The organism is Mycobacteriales bacterium (assembly GCA_040902655.1).
Lineage (GTDB): Bacteria > Actinomycetota > Actinomycetes > Mycobacteriales > SCTD01 > SCTD01.
On the sequence record JBBDWV010000061.1, the window covers coordinates 24,858 to 41,185 of the forward strand.

The window sequence follows — 16,328 nt, forward strand, 5'->3', positions numbered from 1 at the left end:
CGGGGCGACGAGCCGTAAGGGCAGCCTAACCTTCGTCGTGCCTCTCCTGTCAAGGCCCCAGGGGTTGGCACTTAGGGCATCTTGCCCTAACCTCCAGCGGCATGTCCCGGAGAACGACGGCTCGACCAGCTGGGTGCGCCGCCGTGCGCGCTGCACTCGCCGAGCCGATGCACGCGACCGCACCCGAGCGGGCGGCGTCCTGGCTGCTCGTGGAGCACCCCGGGCCCTGGCCGTCGGACGGGCTGCCCGCCGATCTGCCGGCCGGCGTCGTGGCGGTGCTCGAGCGGGCGACGGAGGCGGGGGTGCGCCCGCAGCTGATCCGGCGCGTCGCGGACCGCCGCCGGGACGTGGCTACCGTGTTCCTCGCCTCCTGCCGCCCCGGCGCCGCCTGGGTCGAGCGCCGGGACCTGCCGGACCTGCGTGCACTGGCCGAGCTCGACGTGGCCCGGCTCGCGGCCGGACAGCTGCCCGGTTTCGGCGCGCCCGATGCCGGACCGGTGGTGCTGGTGTGCACGCACGGCCGGCGGGACGTCTGCTGCGCCCGACTCGGCCGGCCGGTCGCGGCGCTGCTGGACGCGCAGCTGCCCGGTCAGGTGTGGGAGACCAGCCACGTCGGCGGCGACCGCTTCGCGCCGAACGTCGTCTCGCTCCCGGACGGCAGCTACCACGGCGGGGTCGCGTCGGCCGACGTGCCGGCACTGGTCGCCGCCCTCGCCTCGGGCCAGGTCCTGCTGCCGCGGCTGCGGGGACGAGCGGGCCTGCCCCCCGCCGCGCAGGCCGCCGACCACTTCGTCCGGATGCGGACCGGTGCAGCCGCGGTCGATGCCGTACGTCCGGTCACGTGCAGTCCGGTCCGGTCCGGGGAGACGTGCGTCGAGCTCCTCGTCGGCGCAACGCGGTGGTGCGTGCACGTCACCGTCCGGGCGGCAGCCCGTGAGCGGCTGACGTCCTGCGCCGGGGACGGCACTGTCGCCACACCCAACGCGTACGACCTCGTCGCCCTGTGGCAGCTGGCATGACGCTGCTCACCGATCGTCCTGGTGCCAGGGCGGAACCGGCTGCGCCGGCGGCCGTGCGGCTGCGGCTGGGACTGAGCGCGCTGCTGGTCGTCCTGGCCGTTCTCGCCGCTGCCGTCCTCGGGCTCGCGCTCGGCAGCCGCGCGCTCGGCCTGGGCGAGGTGCTGGACGCCCTGCGCGGGCGGGACACCGGTGATGCCTCGATCATCGTTCTGCAGCAGCGCCTCCCCCGAACGCTGCTGGGGCTGGTCGTGGGCGCGGCGCTCGGGATGGGCGGGGCGGTGGCGCAGTCGCTGACGCGCAACCCGCTCGCCGACCCAGGACTGCTCGGCGTGTCCGCCGGAGCGGCTCTCGCCATCGTCTGCGGCGCGTTCGTCTTCGGGATCACGACGCTGGCGCCGCAGCTGCTGCTGGCCATCGCCGGCGCCACCGTCGCCGGCTGCCTGGTGCTGCTGCTCGGGACCAGCGCCGCGGTGGCGCGTACGCCGCAGGGACTCGCGCTGGTGGGGGTGGCCCTGTCGGCGATGCTGGGCTCGATCGCCTCGACCGTGGTCCTGCTGGACGCGCAGACGCTGGACGAGTACCGCTTCTGGCTGGTCGGCTCGCTCGCGGGACGCGGGTCCTCCACGCTCACCACGGTGGCCTGGCCGCTGGCGGCCGGCGCCGCTCTGGCCTACCTGTCCTCCCGCAGCCTGGATGCGCTGGCGCTCGGCGACGAGGCCGCGCAGGCGCTGGGGGTGCGACTGCGCCGGGCCCGCTTGACGGCAGGTGCGGCCGTGGTCGTGCTCACCGGCGCGGCCGTCGCCGCTGCCGGGCCGCTCGCCTTTCTCGGCCTCGCCGTCCCGCACGCCGCCCGTGCGCTGTCCGGGCCGCGGACGGCCTGGCTGCTGGGCCTGTCGGCCGGCCTCGGCGGCGCGCTGCTCGTGCTCGCCGATGTCATCGGCCGGCTGGTCATCCGCCCCAACGAGCTGCCGGCCGGTGTCGTCACCGCCCTTGTCGGCGTGCCGCTGGCCCTGGTGCTGCTGCACCGTGCACGCGCCGGCGGCCAGGCATGAGTGTCCGCACCCCGGCTGGGGAGGTGCTGCTGACCGCCGGCCACGGCCGCGTGTCGGTCCTCGTCCACCGGCGCAGTGCGGCCGTCACCGGCGGACTGCTGGCCGCCGTCGTCGTCCTGGCCGTCCTGTCCACGGCCCTGGGCACCCGACTGCTGCCGGTGTCGGACGTGCTGGCCGGGCTGGCCGGTACCGCGGATCGTGCGGTGACGCTGACGGTCCGGGAGTTCCGCCTCCCGCGCACCGTGGTCGCGGTGCTGGTCGGGTCGGCACTCGGCATCGCGGGGGCACTGACCCAGGCCCTGACCCGCAACCCGCTCGCCTCGCCGGACGTGCTCGGCGTGGTCAACGGGGCCAGTGCCGGGGCGGTCGCCGTGCTGATCACGGCGGGGGGCGCGACCGCCGGCTACGGCGGCGCCGCCGCCGGGCTGTCGAAGGTGGGGGTGCCGCTCGGAGCGGTCGCGGGCGCCCTGCTGTCCGCCGCCCTCGTGCTGGGCATCGCCTCCCGGCGGATCGGTGCGCTGCCCGCGACGCAGCGTGTCGTGCTCGTGGGGATCCTGCTCAACGGCGTCTTCCTCGGCCTGGTGCAGTGGTCCCTGACGGTCGGCGACGTCGACCAGGCCACCAAGGCCGCCGTCTGGTTGACCGGCAGCCTGCACGGCCGGGGGTGGGAGCACGTGACCGCCCTCGGCGTCACGCTGGCGGTGCTGCTGCCACTGGCCCTGCTGCTGCGCCGGCCGCTCGAGGCCGTCGTGCTGGGGGAGGACGTCGCGGCGGCGCTCGGCATCCCGGTCCGCCGCCTGCGGCTGGTCCTTTTCGTGCTGGCCTTCGCCCTCGCCGGGACGGCCGTCGCCGCCGCCGGGGCGATCAGCTTCGTCGCGCTGCTCGCGCCGGCCGTGGCCCGCCGGCTGACCCGCCGCTCCGCCCCGCTGCTGCCGGCTGCGCTGACCGGCGCCGTGCTGCTGCTGGCCGCCGACCTGCTGGCCCGGCACGCCCTGCCCGGCCACGAACTGCCGGCGGGCGCGGTCACCGCGCTGGTCGGCGCGCCCGCCCTGCTCGTCCTGCTTCTGAGAGGCCGCACATGACCGCGTCCCACGTCACCGCGCTGGACGGCACCGCGCCGCACCTCACCGCCGGTCCGTACGACACCGGCGTGCACCCCGCATCCCGGCTCGTGACCGAGCACCTGACGCTCGGCTACCGCAGCGACCGGCAGGTGGTGCGGGAGCTGGACCTGAGCGTCCCCACCGGCGCGGTCACGGCCATCGTCGGCGCGAACGGCTGCGGGAAGTCGACGGTGCTGCGAGCCCTCGCGCGGCTGCTCCGGCCGCAGGACGGGGCCGTGCTGCTCGACGGGCAGGACCTGCACCGGCTCCCCACCCGCGACGTCGCGAGGCAGCTCGGGCTGCTCCCGCAGGGCCCGGTGACCCCCGACGGCATCACCGTGAGCGATCTGGTCGGGCGCGGGCGCACCCCGCACACCAGCGTCTTCCGGCAGTGGTCGAGCGCCGACCAGCGGGCCGTGGACGACGCCCTCGCCACCACCGGTCTGACCGCTATGGCGCACGAGCAGGTCGACAGTCTGTCCGGCGGGCAGCGGCAACGCGCCTGGCTGGCGATGGTCGTTGCGCAGGACACCTCGCTGCTGCTGCTCGACGAGCCGACCACCTACCTGGACATGGCCCATCAGCTCGACGTCCTCGAGCTGGTGCGGGACCTGCACCGCGTCGGCCGGACCGTCGTGATGGTCCTGCACGACGTGAACCAGGCCGCCCGCTACGCCGACCACCTGGTCGCCATGCGCGACGGCCGCATCGTGGCCGCCGGCTCCCCGTCGGCGGTGCTCACGCCGGCCCTGATCGCCGACGTCTTCGGTGTCCGCTGCCGAGTGCTCACCGATCCCGACGGCGACACGCCGCTGATCGTCCCCGTCGCCCGGCTCTAGCCGGCCGGCCCTTTCCGTGTCCGGCGATCAGCGCCGGACGCTCTCCCACCCGAAAGGCACTGCGATGACCGCACGATTGCTCCTCCGCCGCCCGATGGCTGCTGCCGCGGCAGTAGCGCTGCTCGCCGCCTGCGGCGGCACCGGCAGTGAGCCGACCAGCACGGCGCAGGAGCAGGACGTCTCCGCCGACGCCGCCTTCCCGCGCACCATCTCCCACGACAAGGGCAGCACCGAGATCCCGCAGCGCCCGGAGCGGATCGTCGCGCTCGACAACAGCCTGGTCGAGGCCGTCGTCCTGCTCGACCGCCCCCTCGTCGGCGGCATCTCCAGCTACCGCGACCTCAAAGGCTTCCCGCCCTACCTCGGCGACGCCGTCGAGGACACCGAGGAGGTCGGGCCGCTGGAGACGCCGGACCTCGAGGCGATCGCGGCGCTCGAGCCGGACGTCATCGTGTCGGCGACCGTGCGGCACGACGCGCTGTACGACGAGCTCAGCAAGATCGCCCCGACCGTCTTCGTCAAGACGACCGGCCCGCAGTGGCGCGAGAACGTCACCTTCCTCGGCGAGGTGCTCGGTGCCGAGGACAAGGCGTCCGAGGAGCTGGCGGACTACAAGCGGCGCGCCAAGGAGGTCGGGGACGCCATCAACGCCAAGGCGGACAACCCGACGATCTCCATCGTCCGCTTCCTGGACGGACCGACCCGGCTGATGCAGAAGTCGTCCTTCATCGGTCACATCCTGGTGGACGCCGGGTTGGCCCGGCCGGACAGCCAGGACGTCGAGGACTTCGCCGCCGAGGTCGGTGAGGAGCAGATCCGCCAGGCCGACGGCGACCACATCTTCGTCACCAGCTACTCCGGTGGAGAGCCGTCCAAGGAGCGCTTCCTGCGCAACCCGCTGTGGGCACAGCTCGAGGGGGTCAAGGCCGGCAACGTGCACGAGGTGGCCGACGAGATCTGGATGACGTCGGTCTCCGTCCAGGGCGCCCAGCTCGTCCTCGACGACTTGGCCAAGATCTTCGAGGTGGACGACGCCAGGTCCTGACCGCTCCGCCGCGGCTCCGCCCAGCGCCACTGGGCGGAGCCGCAGGGACCCGGCTGCACGCGCTCGTGCGGCGCACGGTTCAGTGGGAGTCGTGCAGCAGGCCATCCGCTCGTCGATCCGGCTCCTGATGCTCGGTGCGCCGGGCTCGGGCAAGGGCACTCAAGGCACCCGTCTGGCGGAGCGCTACCGCGCCCGGCACGTCTCCACCGGTGACCTGCTGCGGGCGCAGGTGGCGGCCGGGACCGACCTCGGCCGGCAGGCCCAGCCGTTCATGCACCGCGGCGACCTGGTCCCGGACGAGCTGATCCTGGGGATGGTCCTGGAGGACGTGCTGGGGGCCTCGTCACCGCCGAGCTACGTGCTGGACGGCTTCCCCCGCACCGTCGCGCAGGCCCGCGCCGCCTACGAGAAGGCGGTCGCCACCGACCGGGTACTGGACGCCGTGCTCTGCCTCGACATCGACCACGACACCCTGATCGAGCGACTCGACCAGCGCCGTCTGGAATCGGGTCGGGCCGACGACGACGAGCGGACCGTCCGGCACCGGATCGAGGAGTACGAGCACAAGACCCTGCCGTTGCTCGACTACTACGCAGGCCGGGACATCCTGATCCGGATCGACGCCGCCGGTGAGGTCGACGACGTCACCGCCAGAATCTGCGCCGCGCTCGACGCGTTCCCGGCTCGCGGGTAGCGCTGATCCACCTTCCCCGCAGGTGGCGTAACCGTCACGTCTAGGGCAGACTCCTGGCTACAGGTTGAGACAACAGCCGCCGGGATTCTCGCGCCCGCGGCTCCCGCGCCTCGGTGCGTGGCCCTGTCGTGCTCGCGGAAGGTCGACTCATGTCGTCGGACCACAGCTCTCCCGCTCGGCCCTCGCAGGCCGAGCTCACCGCCCTGCAGTTGCAGGCGATCGACGGTTGGAACCGCGGCCGCCGCGCGGCGGAAGCCGCGGCCGACAGCGAGGTCCTCACCCGGGAGAGGCGACTGGACGTCAGCCGTCGCAACCAGGCCCGCAGAAGGGAACACGAGGCGGTGCTCGCCCGTGCGGCCGAGCAGCTGCGCACGAGCGGCGGCCTGCTGGGCCGGGTGGAGCTGCGGGCCGTTCTCGCCCACCGCAACGAGTGGCTGCGGACGAAGGTCGCCAGCCGCCTGGCCGTCCGCGGCATCGCTGTCGTCGGGGAGTTCGACGACGGCGCCGACGCCGCGGGCACGATCGTCGTCGAGCAGCCCGACCTGGTGCTCGTCGAGGACCGGTTGCCCACGTTGTCGGGTCTCGAGGTCCTCAGCCGGGTGCGCTCCTTCTCCCCGCGCACCGTCGTCGGCGCACAGGTCCTGGAGGGCGAGGGCATCCAGCAGCTCGTCGACGCCGGGGCGCAGGCGGTCTTCACCCGACGGAACCCGCCCGCCGAGATCGCCGACCTGCTCGCCGACTGCCTCCAGGGGAGCCGGCAGCTGGTCGCGACCGGCTGATCCGCTCCAGCGGCAGACCACGGCTGCGCCACGGGCGCGTCGCAGGCCTTGCGGTGCGCCGCGCTTGCGGTTACACAGCCTGGGTGACCTCCGAGCAGGATGCCTGGGTGGCGCAGCTGGCGTCCCAGCTGTACGAGCGGGACGTCGCCAGCCGCGCGCTCGGCATCACCTTGAGTGATGTGTCCTTCGGCCGGGCCACCGCCACCATGCGGGTGACGCCGCAGATGGTGCAGGGCCACGGCACCTGTCACGGCGGCTACCTCTTCCTGCTGGCCGATACCGCGTTCGCCTGTGCCTGCAACACGACTGGCCGGTTCGTCGCGTCGGGCGCGGACGTGGAGTTCCTGGCCCCGGTGCGGGCCGGTGACAGACTGGTCGCCACTGCCGTCGAACGGGTCGTACGCGGGCGCCGCGGGATCTACGACGTCACCGTGCGGCGGGGCGAGGAGACGGTCGTCGAGTTCCGCGGTCGCAGCCGTTCCTCCCCGCCGGGTCCCGCCTGAGGGAGCCGGGCTCGAGGGACGCGGGTCGGACCGGCACGGTCCGGACGTGACATCCTCGGCGGCGCGGGTGCGCCGGCTCCCGCGCCTGTGCGGCCGACGGTGGCCGGACAGCGTCGTCGCATGAAGGAGCGTCCCGCGTGTCCGCACGCATGTCCGCGCTCGACAGCGCGCTCCACCAACTGTCCCAGGCGGTCGAGCAGCTCGAGCTGGACGAAGGTCTGCACGAGCTGCTCGCGACCCCGCGCCGGTCGATGGAGGTCGCCGTCCCGCTGCGGCGCGACGACGGCACGCTGAAGGTCCTCAAGGGCTACCGCGTGCAGCACAACTTCTCCCGCGGACCGGCCAAGGGCGGCATCCGCTTCCACCCGGCGACCGACATGGACGAGGTCCGCGCGCTGGCGATGTGGATGACCTGGAAGTGCGCCCTCATCGGCATCCCGTACGGCGGCGCCAAGGGCGGTGTCGCGTGCGACCCGAGGGCGATGTCGCGCAACGAGCTCGAGCGGGTCACCCGCCGCTACGCCAGCGAGATCATGCCGATCATCGGTCCGGAGAAGGACATCCCGGCCCCCGACGTCGGCACCGACGAGCAGACGATGGCCTGGATGATGGACACCTTCTCCGCCCACAAGGGCTACACCGTCACCGGTGTCGTCACCGGCAAGCCGGTGTCGGTCGGGGGTTCGGAAGGTCGCGGCGGCGCCACCAGCCGCGGCGTCATGTACGCCGCCTTCTCCGCGCTCCGTGAGGCCGGCGTCGACCACCGCGGCGCGACCGTCGCCGTGCAGGGCTTCGGCAAGGTCGGCGGGCTCGCGGCGCAGTACCTGCACGACGCGGGCTGCCTGGTCGTCGCGGTCTCGGACTGGAAGGGCGGCGTCTACAACGCCAAGGGCCTCAACCCGGCCGCCCTTCTCGCGCACCTGAGGTCGGGGGCGGACACCGTGGTCGGGTTCCCCGGCACCGACACCATCAGCAACGCCGAGCTGCTCGAGCTCGACGTCGACATCCTGGTGCCCGCAGCACTCGAGGGAGTGATCAACGACGAGAACGCCGACCGCGTCAGGGCATTCTTCGTCGTCGAGGGCGCCAACGGCCCGACCACGCCGGACGCCGACAGGATCCTGGAGGGCAACAACGTCCTGGTCGTCCCGGACGTGCTGGCCAACTCCGGTGGCGTCGCCGTGTCCTACTTCGAGTGGGTGCAGGACCTGCAAGCCTACTTCTGGTCCGAGGACGAGGTCAACGACCGGCTCAAGGCGCTGATGGAGTCGGCGTACGACCAGGTCTCGACGATGGCACACGAACGGCGGATCTCGCTGCGCACGGCAGCGCAGACCATCGGCGTGGGCCGGGTGGCGCAGGCGCACCGGACCCGCGGGCTCTATCCCTGACGCACCTCTACCGTGGCCGCCGCGCGAAGGCGTCCGCCGCCTGGCGCAGCTCGGCGGGCAGCGGCACGCCCGAGCGGCGCAGCGCGTCGGCGAGCCCGCCGGTGCTGGCCGGGTCGGTGACGGCGGGACCGAGCAGGCGGTCCGCCCCGGCGGCCGGCTCCTCCTCGGCGGGCGGCGCCGTACGCGCGTTGCTGCTCGCCAGCGGTCGCGGTGCGGTCAGGTCGGACTGGCCCGCGTCGGCGCCGGGCAGCACCACCAGGGCGCTGGACACGGACCGCTCACCGCCGTCGGAGGGCCGGTTCGCGACCAGCCCGTTGAGGAACAGCTCCGAGGAGCCGCCGCCGTCCAGGTTGATCGCGTCGCGCGCGCCGAGGGAGAGCATGAAGTCGGCCAGCTCGCGCAGCGTCATGCCGGCGCTGTAGGAGCCCTGCCGGCCGTCCACGACGACCAGCAGCAGCTGGCCGGCGTCGGTGACGCCGACGGCGGTCCGCGGGTGCCGGTCGAAGAAGGCGCCGCTGCCGTTGACGTCGCCGGCGACCCGGCGCCCGACGACCAACAGCGGGTTGCCGCCCAGGACGTCGACCGCGCCCGGGAAGCCGAGCCTGGCCGACAGCTGCACCGACTGGCCGGTGCCGAGCGAGCGGATGAACTTGTCATTGCCGTGGTAGCGGTTCGCGGTCAGCATCGCACCGGTCGTCGGGACGACGGGGCGCTCACCGCCGCACCGGGTACCGGTGACCTGCAGCGACGTGGACACCGTGCCCTGCCCGGTCATGGTGCGGCCGCCGGTGGGCGCCAGTCCGGCGTAGCAGGCGCCGTTCGGCGGCACCTCCAGCAGCGCGCCGTCGGCGGTGAAGGCGGCGAGCAGGTCGCCGTACGGCCCGCCGCTGTTGACCTGCGGCACGTCCAGCGTGGTCGTGCCGGTGTCCGACGCCGTGCTCACCTCGACCCGCAGATCCGGGTAACCCATGCGTACGTCGGCGCCGTGGGCGTCGAAGGACAGCGCCCGGCCGAGTGTCTGCGGCGTCTGGGCGAGGCGGCCGTCGTTGGCGAACATGTGCACCGGGCGACCGGAGGACAGCGCGTAGTCGCCGTTGATGCCGAGGACGGCGCCGGAGCGGCGGGTCATGCCGGACACCGCCTCCAGGCCCTGGAGCCGGCCGCCGGCGAGCACCGTCTCCGGCGTCGACGCGGCGGCCAGATCCACGGTCGCGACGTGCGCCGTCCATGGCCCGCGCGGGTCGCGCACGACGTCGTGCCGCACCCCCGGCGCGAGGCCCGGCACCCGGCGCACGACCGGCCGGTCGCCGGCCAGCCCGAACCTCGTGGTCTGGTACGGGCTCGGGAAGTTGCCGACGCGGAAGAACCACGTGCCGGCACGGAACAGGCCGGGCGTGTCCCGGCCGTCGTGGTCCCAGTCGCCGGAGATCGGGATGTCGCCGCGCAGACCGAAGTCGAAGATCCGGTGGGTGGGGCCGGAGCTGACCGCGTCGCGCTGGTACCACCGCACGCCGCGGCGTACGCCGATGTCGGTCCGGCCGTTGCCGTCCCAGTCGCCGACCACTGCGACGTCACCGGGCAGGCCGTAGCCGAAGATGCGGGCCGGGCCGCTGAGGTTGACGTCGCGGACGTACCACCGGCCGCCGCGGAAGACGCCGATGGTGTCGATCCCGTCGCCGTTCCAGTCGCCGAGAACCGGCTGGTCCCCCTTCAGCCCGAACCGGACGGTGCGGGCCGTGCCGCGCTCGTCGTCGCGCAGCAGCCAGACGCCGTCCTTGAACAGGCTGACCGTGCCGATCCCGTCCCCGTCGGTGTCGCCGGCCACCGGCTGCCAGCCGGCGACGTGCTCGCGGTAGGACCGGTTCGGCCCACCGTCGAGGGCGTCGCGCAGGTACCAGGTGTCGCCGCGACGCACCCCGATGCGGTCGTAGCCGAGATCCGGGGGCGCGGTCACGGCGGCCTGGCTGTCCTGGGCCGCGGCCGGGGAGGCCGCGACGAGGGCGGGCAACGCGGGCGCGGCCAGGACCGCGGCCAGCGCGGCGACGAGCAGGGGGCGGTCGGGGAGGCGCACGAGGGGGGTCCTTCTGCAAGCGGGGGGTTCGTCCGGGGTGCCCGACTGTCACACGTGATGTCGGGTCCGGCAGCCGAACCCGAAAGATGTCACCTGGGCGTCACAGGGCTGTGTCCGGGCGCCGCTGTGCTTTCATGGCCGCACGGCGAACTACAACCGTGGAACTCGTGGTCCGCGGCGACGGCAGGAGGACCGATGAGCGGCTCGACACCGGCACCTGTGCCGGCGGCGGCACCGGCGACGGGTGAGGGCCTGACCGAGCGGGAGGCCGCGATCCTGGGCTTCGAGCGCCAGTGGTGGAAGTACGCCGGTGCCAAGGAGACCGCGATCCGCGACCTGTTCGACATGAGCGCCACCCGGTACTACCAGGTGCTCAACGCCCTGATCGACCGGCCCGAGGCGCTGGTCGCCGACCCGATGCTGGTCAAGCGGCTGCGTCGCCTGCGCTCGACCCGCCAGCGCACCCGGTCCGCGCGCCGGCTCGGTCTGGACACCTGAGCACCGGCATGACCCGCGGCGCCTCCCCCTGGAGCGACCCGGCGGTGGATGCCGGCTTCGCCGCGGCCTATGGGGCGGGCGCCCCGTCCGAGGAGCATGGGCAGCTGCTCGTGGGGGATCCTGTCCCCGTGGACGAGGTGCCGGAGCAGCCTGCTGCGACGCAGCAGGACGAGTTCGCCGAGGCCGCGGATGCCGCGGCCCGGCCGATCACCCGGACCGGCCGGCGGGCCCGCGCGCCGCAGCCTGCCCGGCTGTCGCCGGCCCGGGCGGTCGGGGGCGCGGCCGTCTCCGTCGCCGGGGTGCTGCTCGGCATCGGCACCCTGCTGTGGCTCAGTGACGACCCGTCGCGCGGACCCGGTCCTGTCGTGCAGGCCGAGCCGGAGGCGCCGCCGCCACGGCTGATCGCACCGGTCGATCCACCGGCGCCGGCACCCGCGCCGGTGGAGGCAGCGCCGTCCGCGGCCCCTGCGTCGCCCGCGGCCCCTGCTTCGTCCGCGGCCGCTCCGGCCGCGCCGTCGGTCGTCGTCCCGGTCACGGTGCTCAACAACTCCCGCCGCGACGGCCTGGCCGAGCGTGGTGCCGCCCGCTTCCGGGCCGGTGGCTGGCCGGTGGCCGCGACCGGCAACTTCCGCGGCCGCATTCCCGTCACCACCGTCTACTACGAGCCGGGCCAGCAGGCTTCGGCCCGGGCGTTCGCCGAGCGCTTCGACGGGATCGCGCGGGTGCGTCCGCGATTCGCCACCCTGCCGGCCCGCGGGCTGGTCGTGGTGCTGACGCGGGAGTACTCCGCCTGACCGGCCGCGGGCTGCTCGTCCTGGCCCTCGTCCTCACCGCGTGCGGCGGAGCCGACACGCTGAGCCCGGCTGCGCCGTCCACCTCGCTCACCGTGGAAGCCGTTCCGCAGCCCGATGCGCCGGCGCAGCGTTGGACGTTGACCTGCGACCCGCCCGGCGGGACCCATCCCGACGCCACGAGGGCCTGTCAGGACCTGGCCGCGCAGGAGACGCCGTTCGCGCCGCTGCCGGCCGATGCCGTCTGTACCCAGGTCTTCGCCGGACCGCAGACGGCGACGGTGACCGGCTCCTATCGCGGTGAGCAGGTCGACCTGCGGCTCTCCCGCACCGACGGCTGCCGGGCCTCGCAGTGGGATCGGCTGGGCGCGTTGCTGCCACCCGCGGCCTAGTCTGCGCCGATGATCGACCCGCTCGCCGTCCTGCGCGCCCACCTGGCCGGTGCGGTCGTGGCGCTGGACTACGACGGGACGCTGGCCCCCGTCGTCGAGCGGCCGTCCGAGGCGGTGCCGGCGGCCGGCGCGGTGGAGGTCCTCGCGGCGCTGGCCCCACAGGTCCGGACGCTCGCCCTGGTCACCGGACGGCCGGCCGAGGTCGTCGTCGGGCTCGGTGGGCTGACTGCCGTTCCCGGCCTGCTGGTCCTCGGGCAGTACGGCGCGCAGCGCTGGTCCGGGGGTGAGGTCAGCACGCCGCCGGCCCTGCCCGGGGTCGCGGTCGCCCGGCGGGCCCTGCCGCCGCTGCTCGCGCCCGAGGGGGCCGAGCTGGAGGACAAGGGCATCTCGCTGGTGGTCCACACCCGGCCGGCCCCGGACCCGCCCGGTGCGCTGGACCGGCTGGCGCCGGCGGTGGCTGCGGTCGCCGCCGAGGCCGGCCTCGAGCTGCACCCGGGCCGCCTCGTGCTGGAGCTGCGCCCGCCCGGCTACGACAAGCGCCGGGCGCTGCTGTCGCTGTGTGAGCCGCGCCCGTCCGCGGTGCTGTTCGCGGGCGACGACCTGGGTGACGTCGCGGCGTACGACGCCGTGGACGAGCTGCGGGCCGGCGGTGTGCCGGGGGTGCTGGTGTGCAGCGACAGCGAGGAGGGGCCGGCGGTGCTGCGCGCGCGGGCCGATGTCGTGGTCGACGGTCCGGCCGGGGTCGTCGAGCTGCTCCGCTCGCTGCTGAGCCGAGCGGATCGCCAGTCCGAAGTTCGCTAGCCGAGCGCCGCCAGCTGGGCGGCCAGCCAGCCGGCCGGCGGGAGCGCGGTGGCGGCCGCCGCAAGCTGCTTGGTCCGTACGCTGCGTGCTGCGGCGTCCTCGGACAGTGCCGTGTGCAGCGCTTCGGCGGTCTGCGCGACGTCGAAGGGGTTGACCAGCTCGGCCCACTCCCCGAGCTCGTCGGCGGCGCCGGCCTGCCGCGACAGCACCAGTGACAGGCCCCGCTCCGACAGCACCGGCCCCTCCTTGGCGACCAGGTTCATGCCGTCACGCAAGGGGTTCACGACCAGGACGTCGGCCAGCACGTACGCGGCGAGGGAGCGCGCGTGGTCGTCCCGCACCTCGAGGTGCACCGGCAGCCAGTCGGCCGAGGCGAACTCCTCGTTGACCTCCCGCGCGACCCGCTGCACCGCACCGGTGTACTCGCGGTACTCCGGCAGGTCGTGTCGCGACGGGTAGGCCAGGGCCAGGTGCACCACCCGGCCGCGCCACTGCGGCCACCCCCGCAGCAGCTCGCGGTAGGCCTCCAGCCCGCGCACGATGTTCTTGCTCAGCTCGGTGCGGTCGACGCGCAGCAGCAGCTGGCGGTCGCCGATCAGCTCGCGCAGCAGCGGGAGCCGCGCCTGCACGTCGGGCTCGGCCGCGCGGGCCTGCAGCTCGTCCCCGTCGACACCCAGCGGGTGCACCGACACCCGGGTCGCCCGGCCGTCGTGCCGCAGGACCGCGCCGTCCCACGACGCGCCGAGCAGCTCGACGCAGCATCGGGCGAAGGCGTCCGCCCAGCGGGTCGACAGGAAGCCGACCGCATCGGCAGCCAGCATGCCGAGGAGCACCTCGCGGCCCACGTCGTCGGGCAGCAGGCCGAAGTACTCCGGCGGCGCCCACGGGGTGTGGCTGAAGTGCCCGATCTTCAGGTCGGGCCGGCGCTCCCGCAGTTGCCGTGGGGTGAGCGCGAGGTGGTAGTCCTGTACGAGGACCGTGGCGCCGGGTGCGGCACCGGCCGCGAGGGCAGCGGCGAAGGCCTGGTTGTAGGACCGGTAGGCGCGCCACTCCCGCCGGCTGCGGGCGTCGAAGACGGGCGCGCTGGCGGTCGCGTAGAGCAGGTGCGCGACGAACCAGAGGGTGGAGTTGGCCACCCCGTTGTACGCGCGGTCGAAGGTGACCGGGTCGATGTCCAGCATCTGCACCCCTGGCGCGACGCACCCGCCACGGACCGCCCGGACCGCCCGCCGGTCCGCGTCCGACAGCGCGGAACAGATCCACAGCGCGTCCTCGGCGAGCGAGGCGCCGGCGATCGCCGACACCAGCCCGCCGCCGCCCCGCCGGCCGACCAGCGCGCCGCCGTCGTCCTCGGCGTAGGACAACGGTCCGCGGTTGGAGGCCAGCAGCAGCGACGCGGTCACCCCGCGGAGGTTAGTCCGCCGCCGGGTACGCTTGCCCCTCACAACTGCACAGCACGCTCATCCCGAGGGGCACCAGGGACACGGCCCGACGACGCCCCGGCAACCAGCGCGACCACTGCGCCAGGTGCCAATTCCGTCCCGTACGACGTCCGTACGGGAAAGATGAGGAGAATTCGTGACGCTGCTCGACATCCCCGCCGCCTTCGCCGGCTCTCCGGCCCGCGCGCTGGTCTGCCGCGAGTGCGGCCACGAGGTCCCGCTCTCCCCGGTGCACGTGTGTGAGCGCTGCTTCGCCCCGCTCGAGGTGAGCTACGACGAGGACAAGCTGCGGCTGGTCACCCGGGAGAGCATCGAGGCCGGCCCGCAGAGCATCTGGCGCTACGCCGGGCTGCTCCCCGCGGGCCAGGACGAGACGACCCGGGTCAGCCTCGGTGCCGGCATGACCCCGCTGCGCGAGGCCCGCAACCTCGCTGCCGCCCTCGGCATGAAGAAGCTGTGGGTCAAGGACGACAGCGCCAACCCGACCCATTCGTTCAAGGACCGCGTCGTCTCGGTGGCGCTGTCGGCGGCCCGCGCCTTCGGCTACACCACCGTGTCCTGCGCCTCCACAGGCAATCTGGCCAACTCCGTCGCCGCCCACGCCACGCAGGCGGGCCTGCGCGCCGTCGTCTTCATCCCGAACGACCTCGAGCAGGGCAAGGTCGTGCAGACCGCCGTCTACGACCAGACCCTGGTCGCCGTCGAGGGCAACTACGACGACGTCAACCGCCTGTGCAGCGAGATCGCCGAGAACGAGGACTGGGCCTTCGTCAACGTCAACGTCCGGCCCTACTACGCCGAGGGCAGCAAGACCCTCGGGTACGAGGTGGCTGAGCAGTTGGGCTGGCGGATCCCGCCGCAGGTCGTCATCCCGATGGCCTCGGGCTCGCTGTTCACCAAGGTGGACAAGGCCTTCGGCGAGCTGGTCAAGCTCGGCCTGGTCGGGGAGTCGCCGTGGAAGATGTACGGCGCCCAGGCGACCGGCTGCTCACCGATCGCCACGGCCTACGAGAACGGTTGGGACTCGGTCAAGCCGGTCCGGCCGTCGACCATCGCGCGGTCGCTCGCGATCGGGAACCCGGCCGACGGACCGTACGCGCTCGATGCCGTCCGACGCACCGGCGGCGCAATGGGGCACGTTTCCGACGAGCAGGTCGTGGCGGGGATCCGGTTGCTGGCCTCCACCGAGGGGCTGTTCGCCGAGACCGCGGGCGGTGTCACTGTCGCGACGCTCCGGCAGCTGCTCGAGCGCGGCGAGATCGACCCGGAGGCCGAGACCGTCCTGTTCAACACCGGCGACGGGCTGAAGACCCTCGATGCGGTGGCCGGCGAGGTCGGTCCGACCACCACGATCGCCCCCTCCTACACCGCCTTCGCAAAGACCGGTTTGGCCTAGCCGGTGCGCGTCGTGTGGTCCCTGCTGCCGGCGGTGCTGGTGCTGCTGGCCGGCTGCAGCCGTGCCGAGCCGGCGCCGCCCACGACGCCGCTGGACGAGCGGGTCCGCGCGACGCTCGGCGGCGTCGAGCTGCTGCTCGAGGTGGCCGACGACGAGCAGGAGCGCGCGGTGGGCCTGATGCGACGCACGTCCGTCCCGCCGGGCACCGGCATGGTGTTCCGCTACGACGAGCCGGTCGACGCGCGCTTCTACATGTACGACGTGCCGATCCCGCTGCGGGCGGTCTTCGTGCGCGACGGCCGGGTGATCTTTTCTGTGCTCATGTCCCCGTGTGAGCTGGACGTGCCGCAGGACTGCCCGACGTACGGCCCGGACGAGCCGTTCGACACCGTCGTGGAGACGGCGCCCGAGACGCTGCCGGACGTGCAGCCGGGTGATCGGCTGAAGCTCGAGGTCTGAGGAAGGTCGGGAGCGGCTGTGCCCGACTGGGACAGGGGGGGGGGGGGGGGGGG

17 protein-coding genes and 1 riboswitch are annotated in these 16,328 nt (G+C 74.0%); of the genes, 15 read left to right on the forward strand and 2 right to left on the reverse strand.

The window, feature by feature from the left end; all coding sequences use genetic code 11:
- Positions 1–143 precede the first annotated feature (143 nt).
- The 9 genes from WD794_17230 to WD794_17270 all read left to right on the forward strand — a co-directional run bounded on the left by WD794_17230 (position 144) and on the right by WD794_17270 (position 8,425).
- Positions 144–1,019, forward strand: coding sequence for a sucrase ferredoxin (locus tag WD794_17230; GenBank protein ID MEX2292056.1), 876 nt, complete (start codon positions 144–146; stop codon positions 1,017–1,019).
- Entirely contained in the window at positions 1,016–2,071 is a 1,056-nt protein-coding gene (locus WD794_17235; GenBank protein ID MEX2292057.1) for an iron ABC transporter permease, read from the forward strand. The genes WD794_17230 and WD794_17235 overlap by 4 nt, the downstream gene beginning before the upstream one ends.
- Positions 2,068–3,153, forward strand: a complete 1,086-nt coding sequence (locus WD794_17240; GenBank protein ID MEX2292058.1) for an iron ABC transporter permease — start codon at positions 2,068–2,070, stop codon at positions 3,151–3,153. The genes WD794_17235 and WD794_17240 overlap by 4 nt, the downstream gene beginning before the upstream one ends.
- The gene (locus WD794_17245) at positions 3,150–4,013 is read left to right on the forward strand and encodes an ABC transporter ATP-binding protein (GenBank protein MEX2292059.1); all 864 of its coding nucleotides are present in this window, start codon (positions 3,150–3,152) and stop codon (positions 4,011–4,013) included. The genes WD794_17240 and WD794_17245 overlap by 4 nt, the downstream gene beginning before the upstream one ends.
- Before the next feature lie 64 nt (positions 4,014–4,077).
- Positions 4,078–5,058: an iron-siderophore ABC transporter substrate-binding protein gene (locus WD794_17250; protein MEX2292060.1), complete on the forward strand. Its 981-nt coding sequence runs from the start codon at positions 4,078–4,080 to the stop codon at positions 5,056–5,058.
- A gap of 91 nt (positions 5,059–5,149) precedes the next feature.
- Positions 5,150–5,752 (forward strand): adenylate kinase, encoded by a 603-nt coding sequence (locus tag WD794_17255; protein MEX2292061.1) that lies wholly within the window; start codon positions 5,150–5,152, stop codon positions 5,750–5,752.
- A 149-nt stretch (positions 5,753–5,901) separates the two neighbouring features.
- Positions 5,902–6,531 (forward strand): response regulator, encoded by a 630-nt coding sequence (locus WD794_17260; GenBank protein ID MEX2292062.1) that lies wholly within the window; start codon positions 5,902–5,904, stop codon positions 6,529–6,531.
- An 83-nt stretch (positions 6,532–6,614) separates the two neighbouring features.
- Complete coding sequence (paaI, locus tag WD794_17265) at positions 6,615–7,034, forward strand: hydroxyphenylacetyl-CoA thioesterase PaaI (protein MEX2292063.1); 420 nt, start codon at positions 6,615–6,617, stop codon at positions 7,032–7,034.
- 137 nt (positions 7,035–7,171) lie between these two features.
- Positions 7,172–8,425: a Glu/Leu/Phe/Val dehydrogenase gene (locus tag WD794_17270; GenBank protein MEX2292064.1), complete on the forward strand. Its 1,254-nt coding sequence runs from the start codon at positions 7,172–7,174 to the stop codon at positions 8,423–8,425.
- A gap of 7 nt (positions 8,426–8,432) precedes the next feature.
- Here the strand turns inward: WD794_17270 and WD794_17275 are convergent, their stop codons facing one another.
- Positions 8,433–10,496, reverse strand: a complete 2,064-nt coding sequence (locus tag WD794_17275) for a phosphodiester glycosidase family protein (protein ID MEX2292065.1) — start codon at positions 10,494–10,496, stop codon at positions 8,433–8,435.
- 195 nt (positions 10,497–10,691) lie between these two features.
- On the opposite strand from WD794_17275, the gene WD794_17280 reads away from it, so the two are divergent.
- The 4 genes from WD794_17280 (at position 10,692) to otsB (ending at position 12,978) form a co-directional block, all read left to right on the forward strand.
- A complete protein-coding gene (locus WD794_17280; protein MEX2292066.1) occupies positions 10,692–10,994 on the forward strand; it encodes a DUF3263 domain-containing protein in 303 nt (100 codons plus the stop codon).
- A gap of 8 nt (positions 10,995–11,002) precedes the next feature.
- Positions 11,003–11,788: a LytR C-terminal domain-containing protein gene (locus WD794_17285; protein ID MEX2292067.1), complete on the forward strand. Its 786-nt coding sequence runs from the start codon at positions 11,003–11,005 to the stop codon at positions 11,786–11,788.
- A gap of 92 nt (positions 11,789–11,880) precedes the next feature.
- Positions 11,881–12,177 carry an SSI family serine proteinase inhibitor gene (locus WD794_17290; protein MEX2292068.1) on the forward strand — a complete coding sequence of 99 codons (297 nt, stop codon included), beginning with the start codon at positions 11,881–11,883 and terminating at the stop codon, positions 12,175–12,177.
- Between the two features lie 9 nt (positions 12,178–12,186).
- The gene (gene otsB, locus WD794_17295) at positions 12,187–12,978 is read left to right on the forward strand and encodes a trehalose-phosphatase (protein ID MEX2292069.1); all 792 of its coding nucleotides are present in this window, start codon (positions 12,187–12,189) and stop codon (positions 12,976–12,978) included.
- Here the strand turns inward: otsB and WD794_17300 are convergent.
- The gene (locus tag WD794_17300; protein MEX2292070.1) at positions 12,975–14,381 is read right to left on the reverse strand and encodes a trehalose-6-phosphate synthase; all 1,407 of its coding nucleotides are present in this window, start codon (positions 14,379–14,381) and stop codon (positions 12,975–12,977) included. The two genes, otsB and WD794_17300, sit on opposite strands and share 4 nt — an antisense overlap.
- Before the next feature lie 54 nt (positions 14,382–14,435).
- Positions 14,436–14,550: riboswitch (SAM riboswitch) on the forward strand.
- A 6-nt stretch (positions 14,551–14,556) separates the two neighbouring features.
- Here WD794_17300 and thrC point away from each other — a divergent pair.
- Complete coding sequence (gene thrC, locus WD794_17305; GenBank protein MEX2292071.1) at positions 14,557–15,816, forward strand: threonine synthase; 1,260 nt, start codon at positions 14,557–14,559, stop codon at positions 15,814–15,816.
- A 12-nt stretch (positions 15,817–15,828) separates the two neighbouring features.
- Complete coding sequence (locus tag WD794_17310; protein ID MEX2292072.1) at positions 15,829–16,275, forward strand: DUF192 domain-containing protein; 447 nt, start codon at positions 15,829–15,831, stop codon at positions 16,273–16,275.
- Positions 16,276–16,328: the final 53 nt, after the last annotated feature.

Bases quoted from the DNA above. Each gene is read 5' to 3' on its own strand.
- WD794_17235 (MEX2292057.1), top strand. From the start codon at position 1,016: ATGACGCTGCTCACCGATCGTCCTGGTGCCAGGGCGGAACCGGCTGCG.
- WD794_17240 (MEX2292058.1), top strand. From the start codon at position 2,068: ATGAGTGTCCGCACCCCGGCTGGGGAGGTGCTGCTGACCGCCGGCCAC.
- WD794_17245 (MEX2292059.1), top strand. From the start codon at position 3,150: ATGACCGCGTCCCACGTCACCGCGCTGGACGGCACCGCGCCGCACCTC.
- WD794_17250 (MEX2292060.1), top strand. From the start codon at position 4,078: ATGACCGCACGATTGCTCCTCCGCCGCCCGATGGCTGCTGCCGCGGCA.
- WD794_17260 (MEX2292062.1), top strand. From the start codon at position 5,902: ATGTCGTCGGACCACAGCTCTCCCGCTCGGCCCTCGCAGGCCGAGCTC.
- WD794_17280 (MEX2292066.1), top strand. From the start codon at position 10,692: ATGAGCGGCTCGACACCGGCACCTGTGCCGGCGGCGGCACCGGCGACG.
- WD794_17285 (MEX2292067.1), top strand. From the start codon at position 11,003: ATGACCCGCGGCGCCTCCCCCTGGAGCGACCCGGCGGTGGATGCCGGC.
- otsB (MEX2292069.1), top strand. From the start codon at position 12,187: ATGATCGACCCGCTCGCCGTCCTGCGCGCCCACCTGGCCGGTGCGGTC.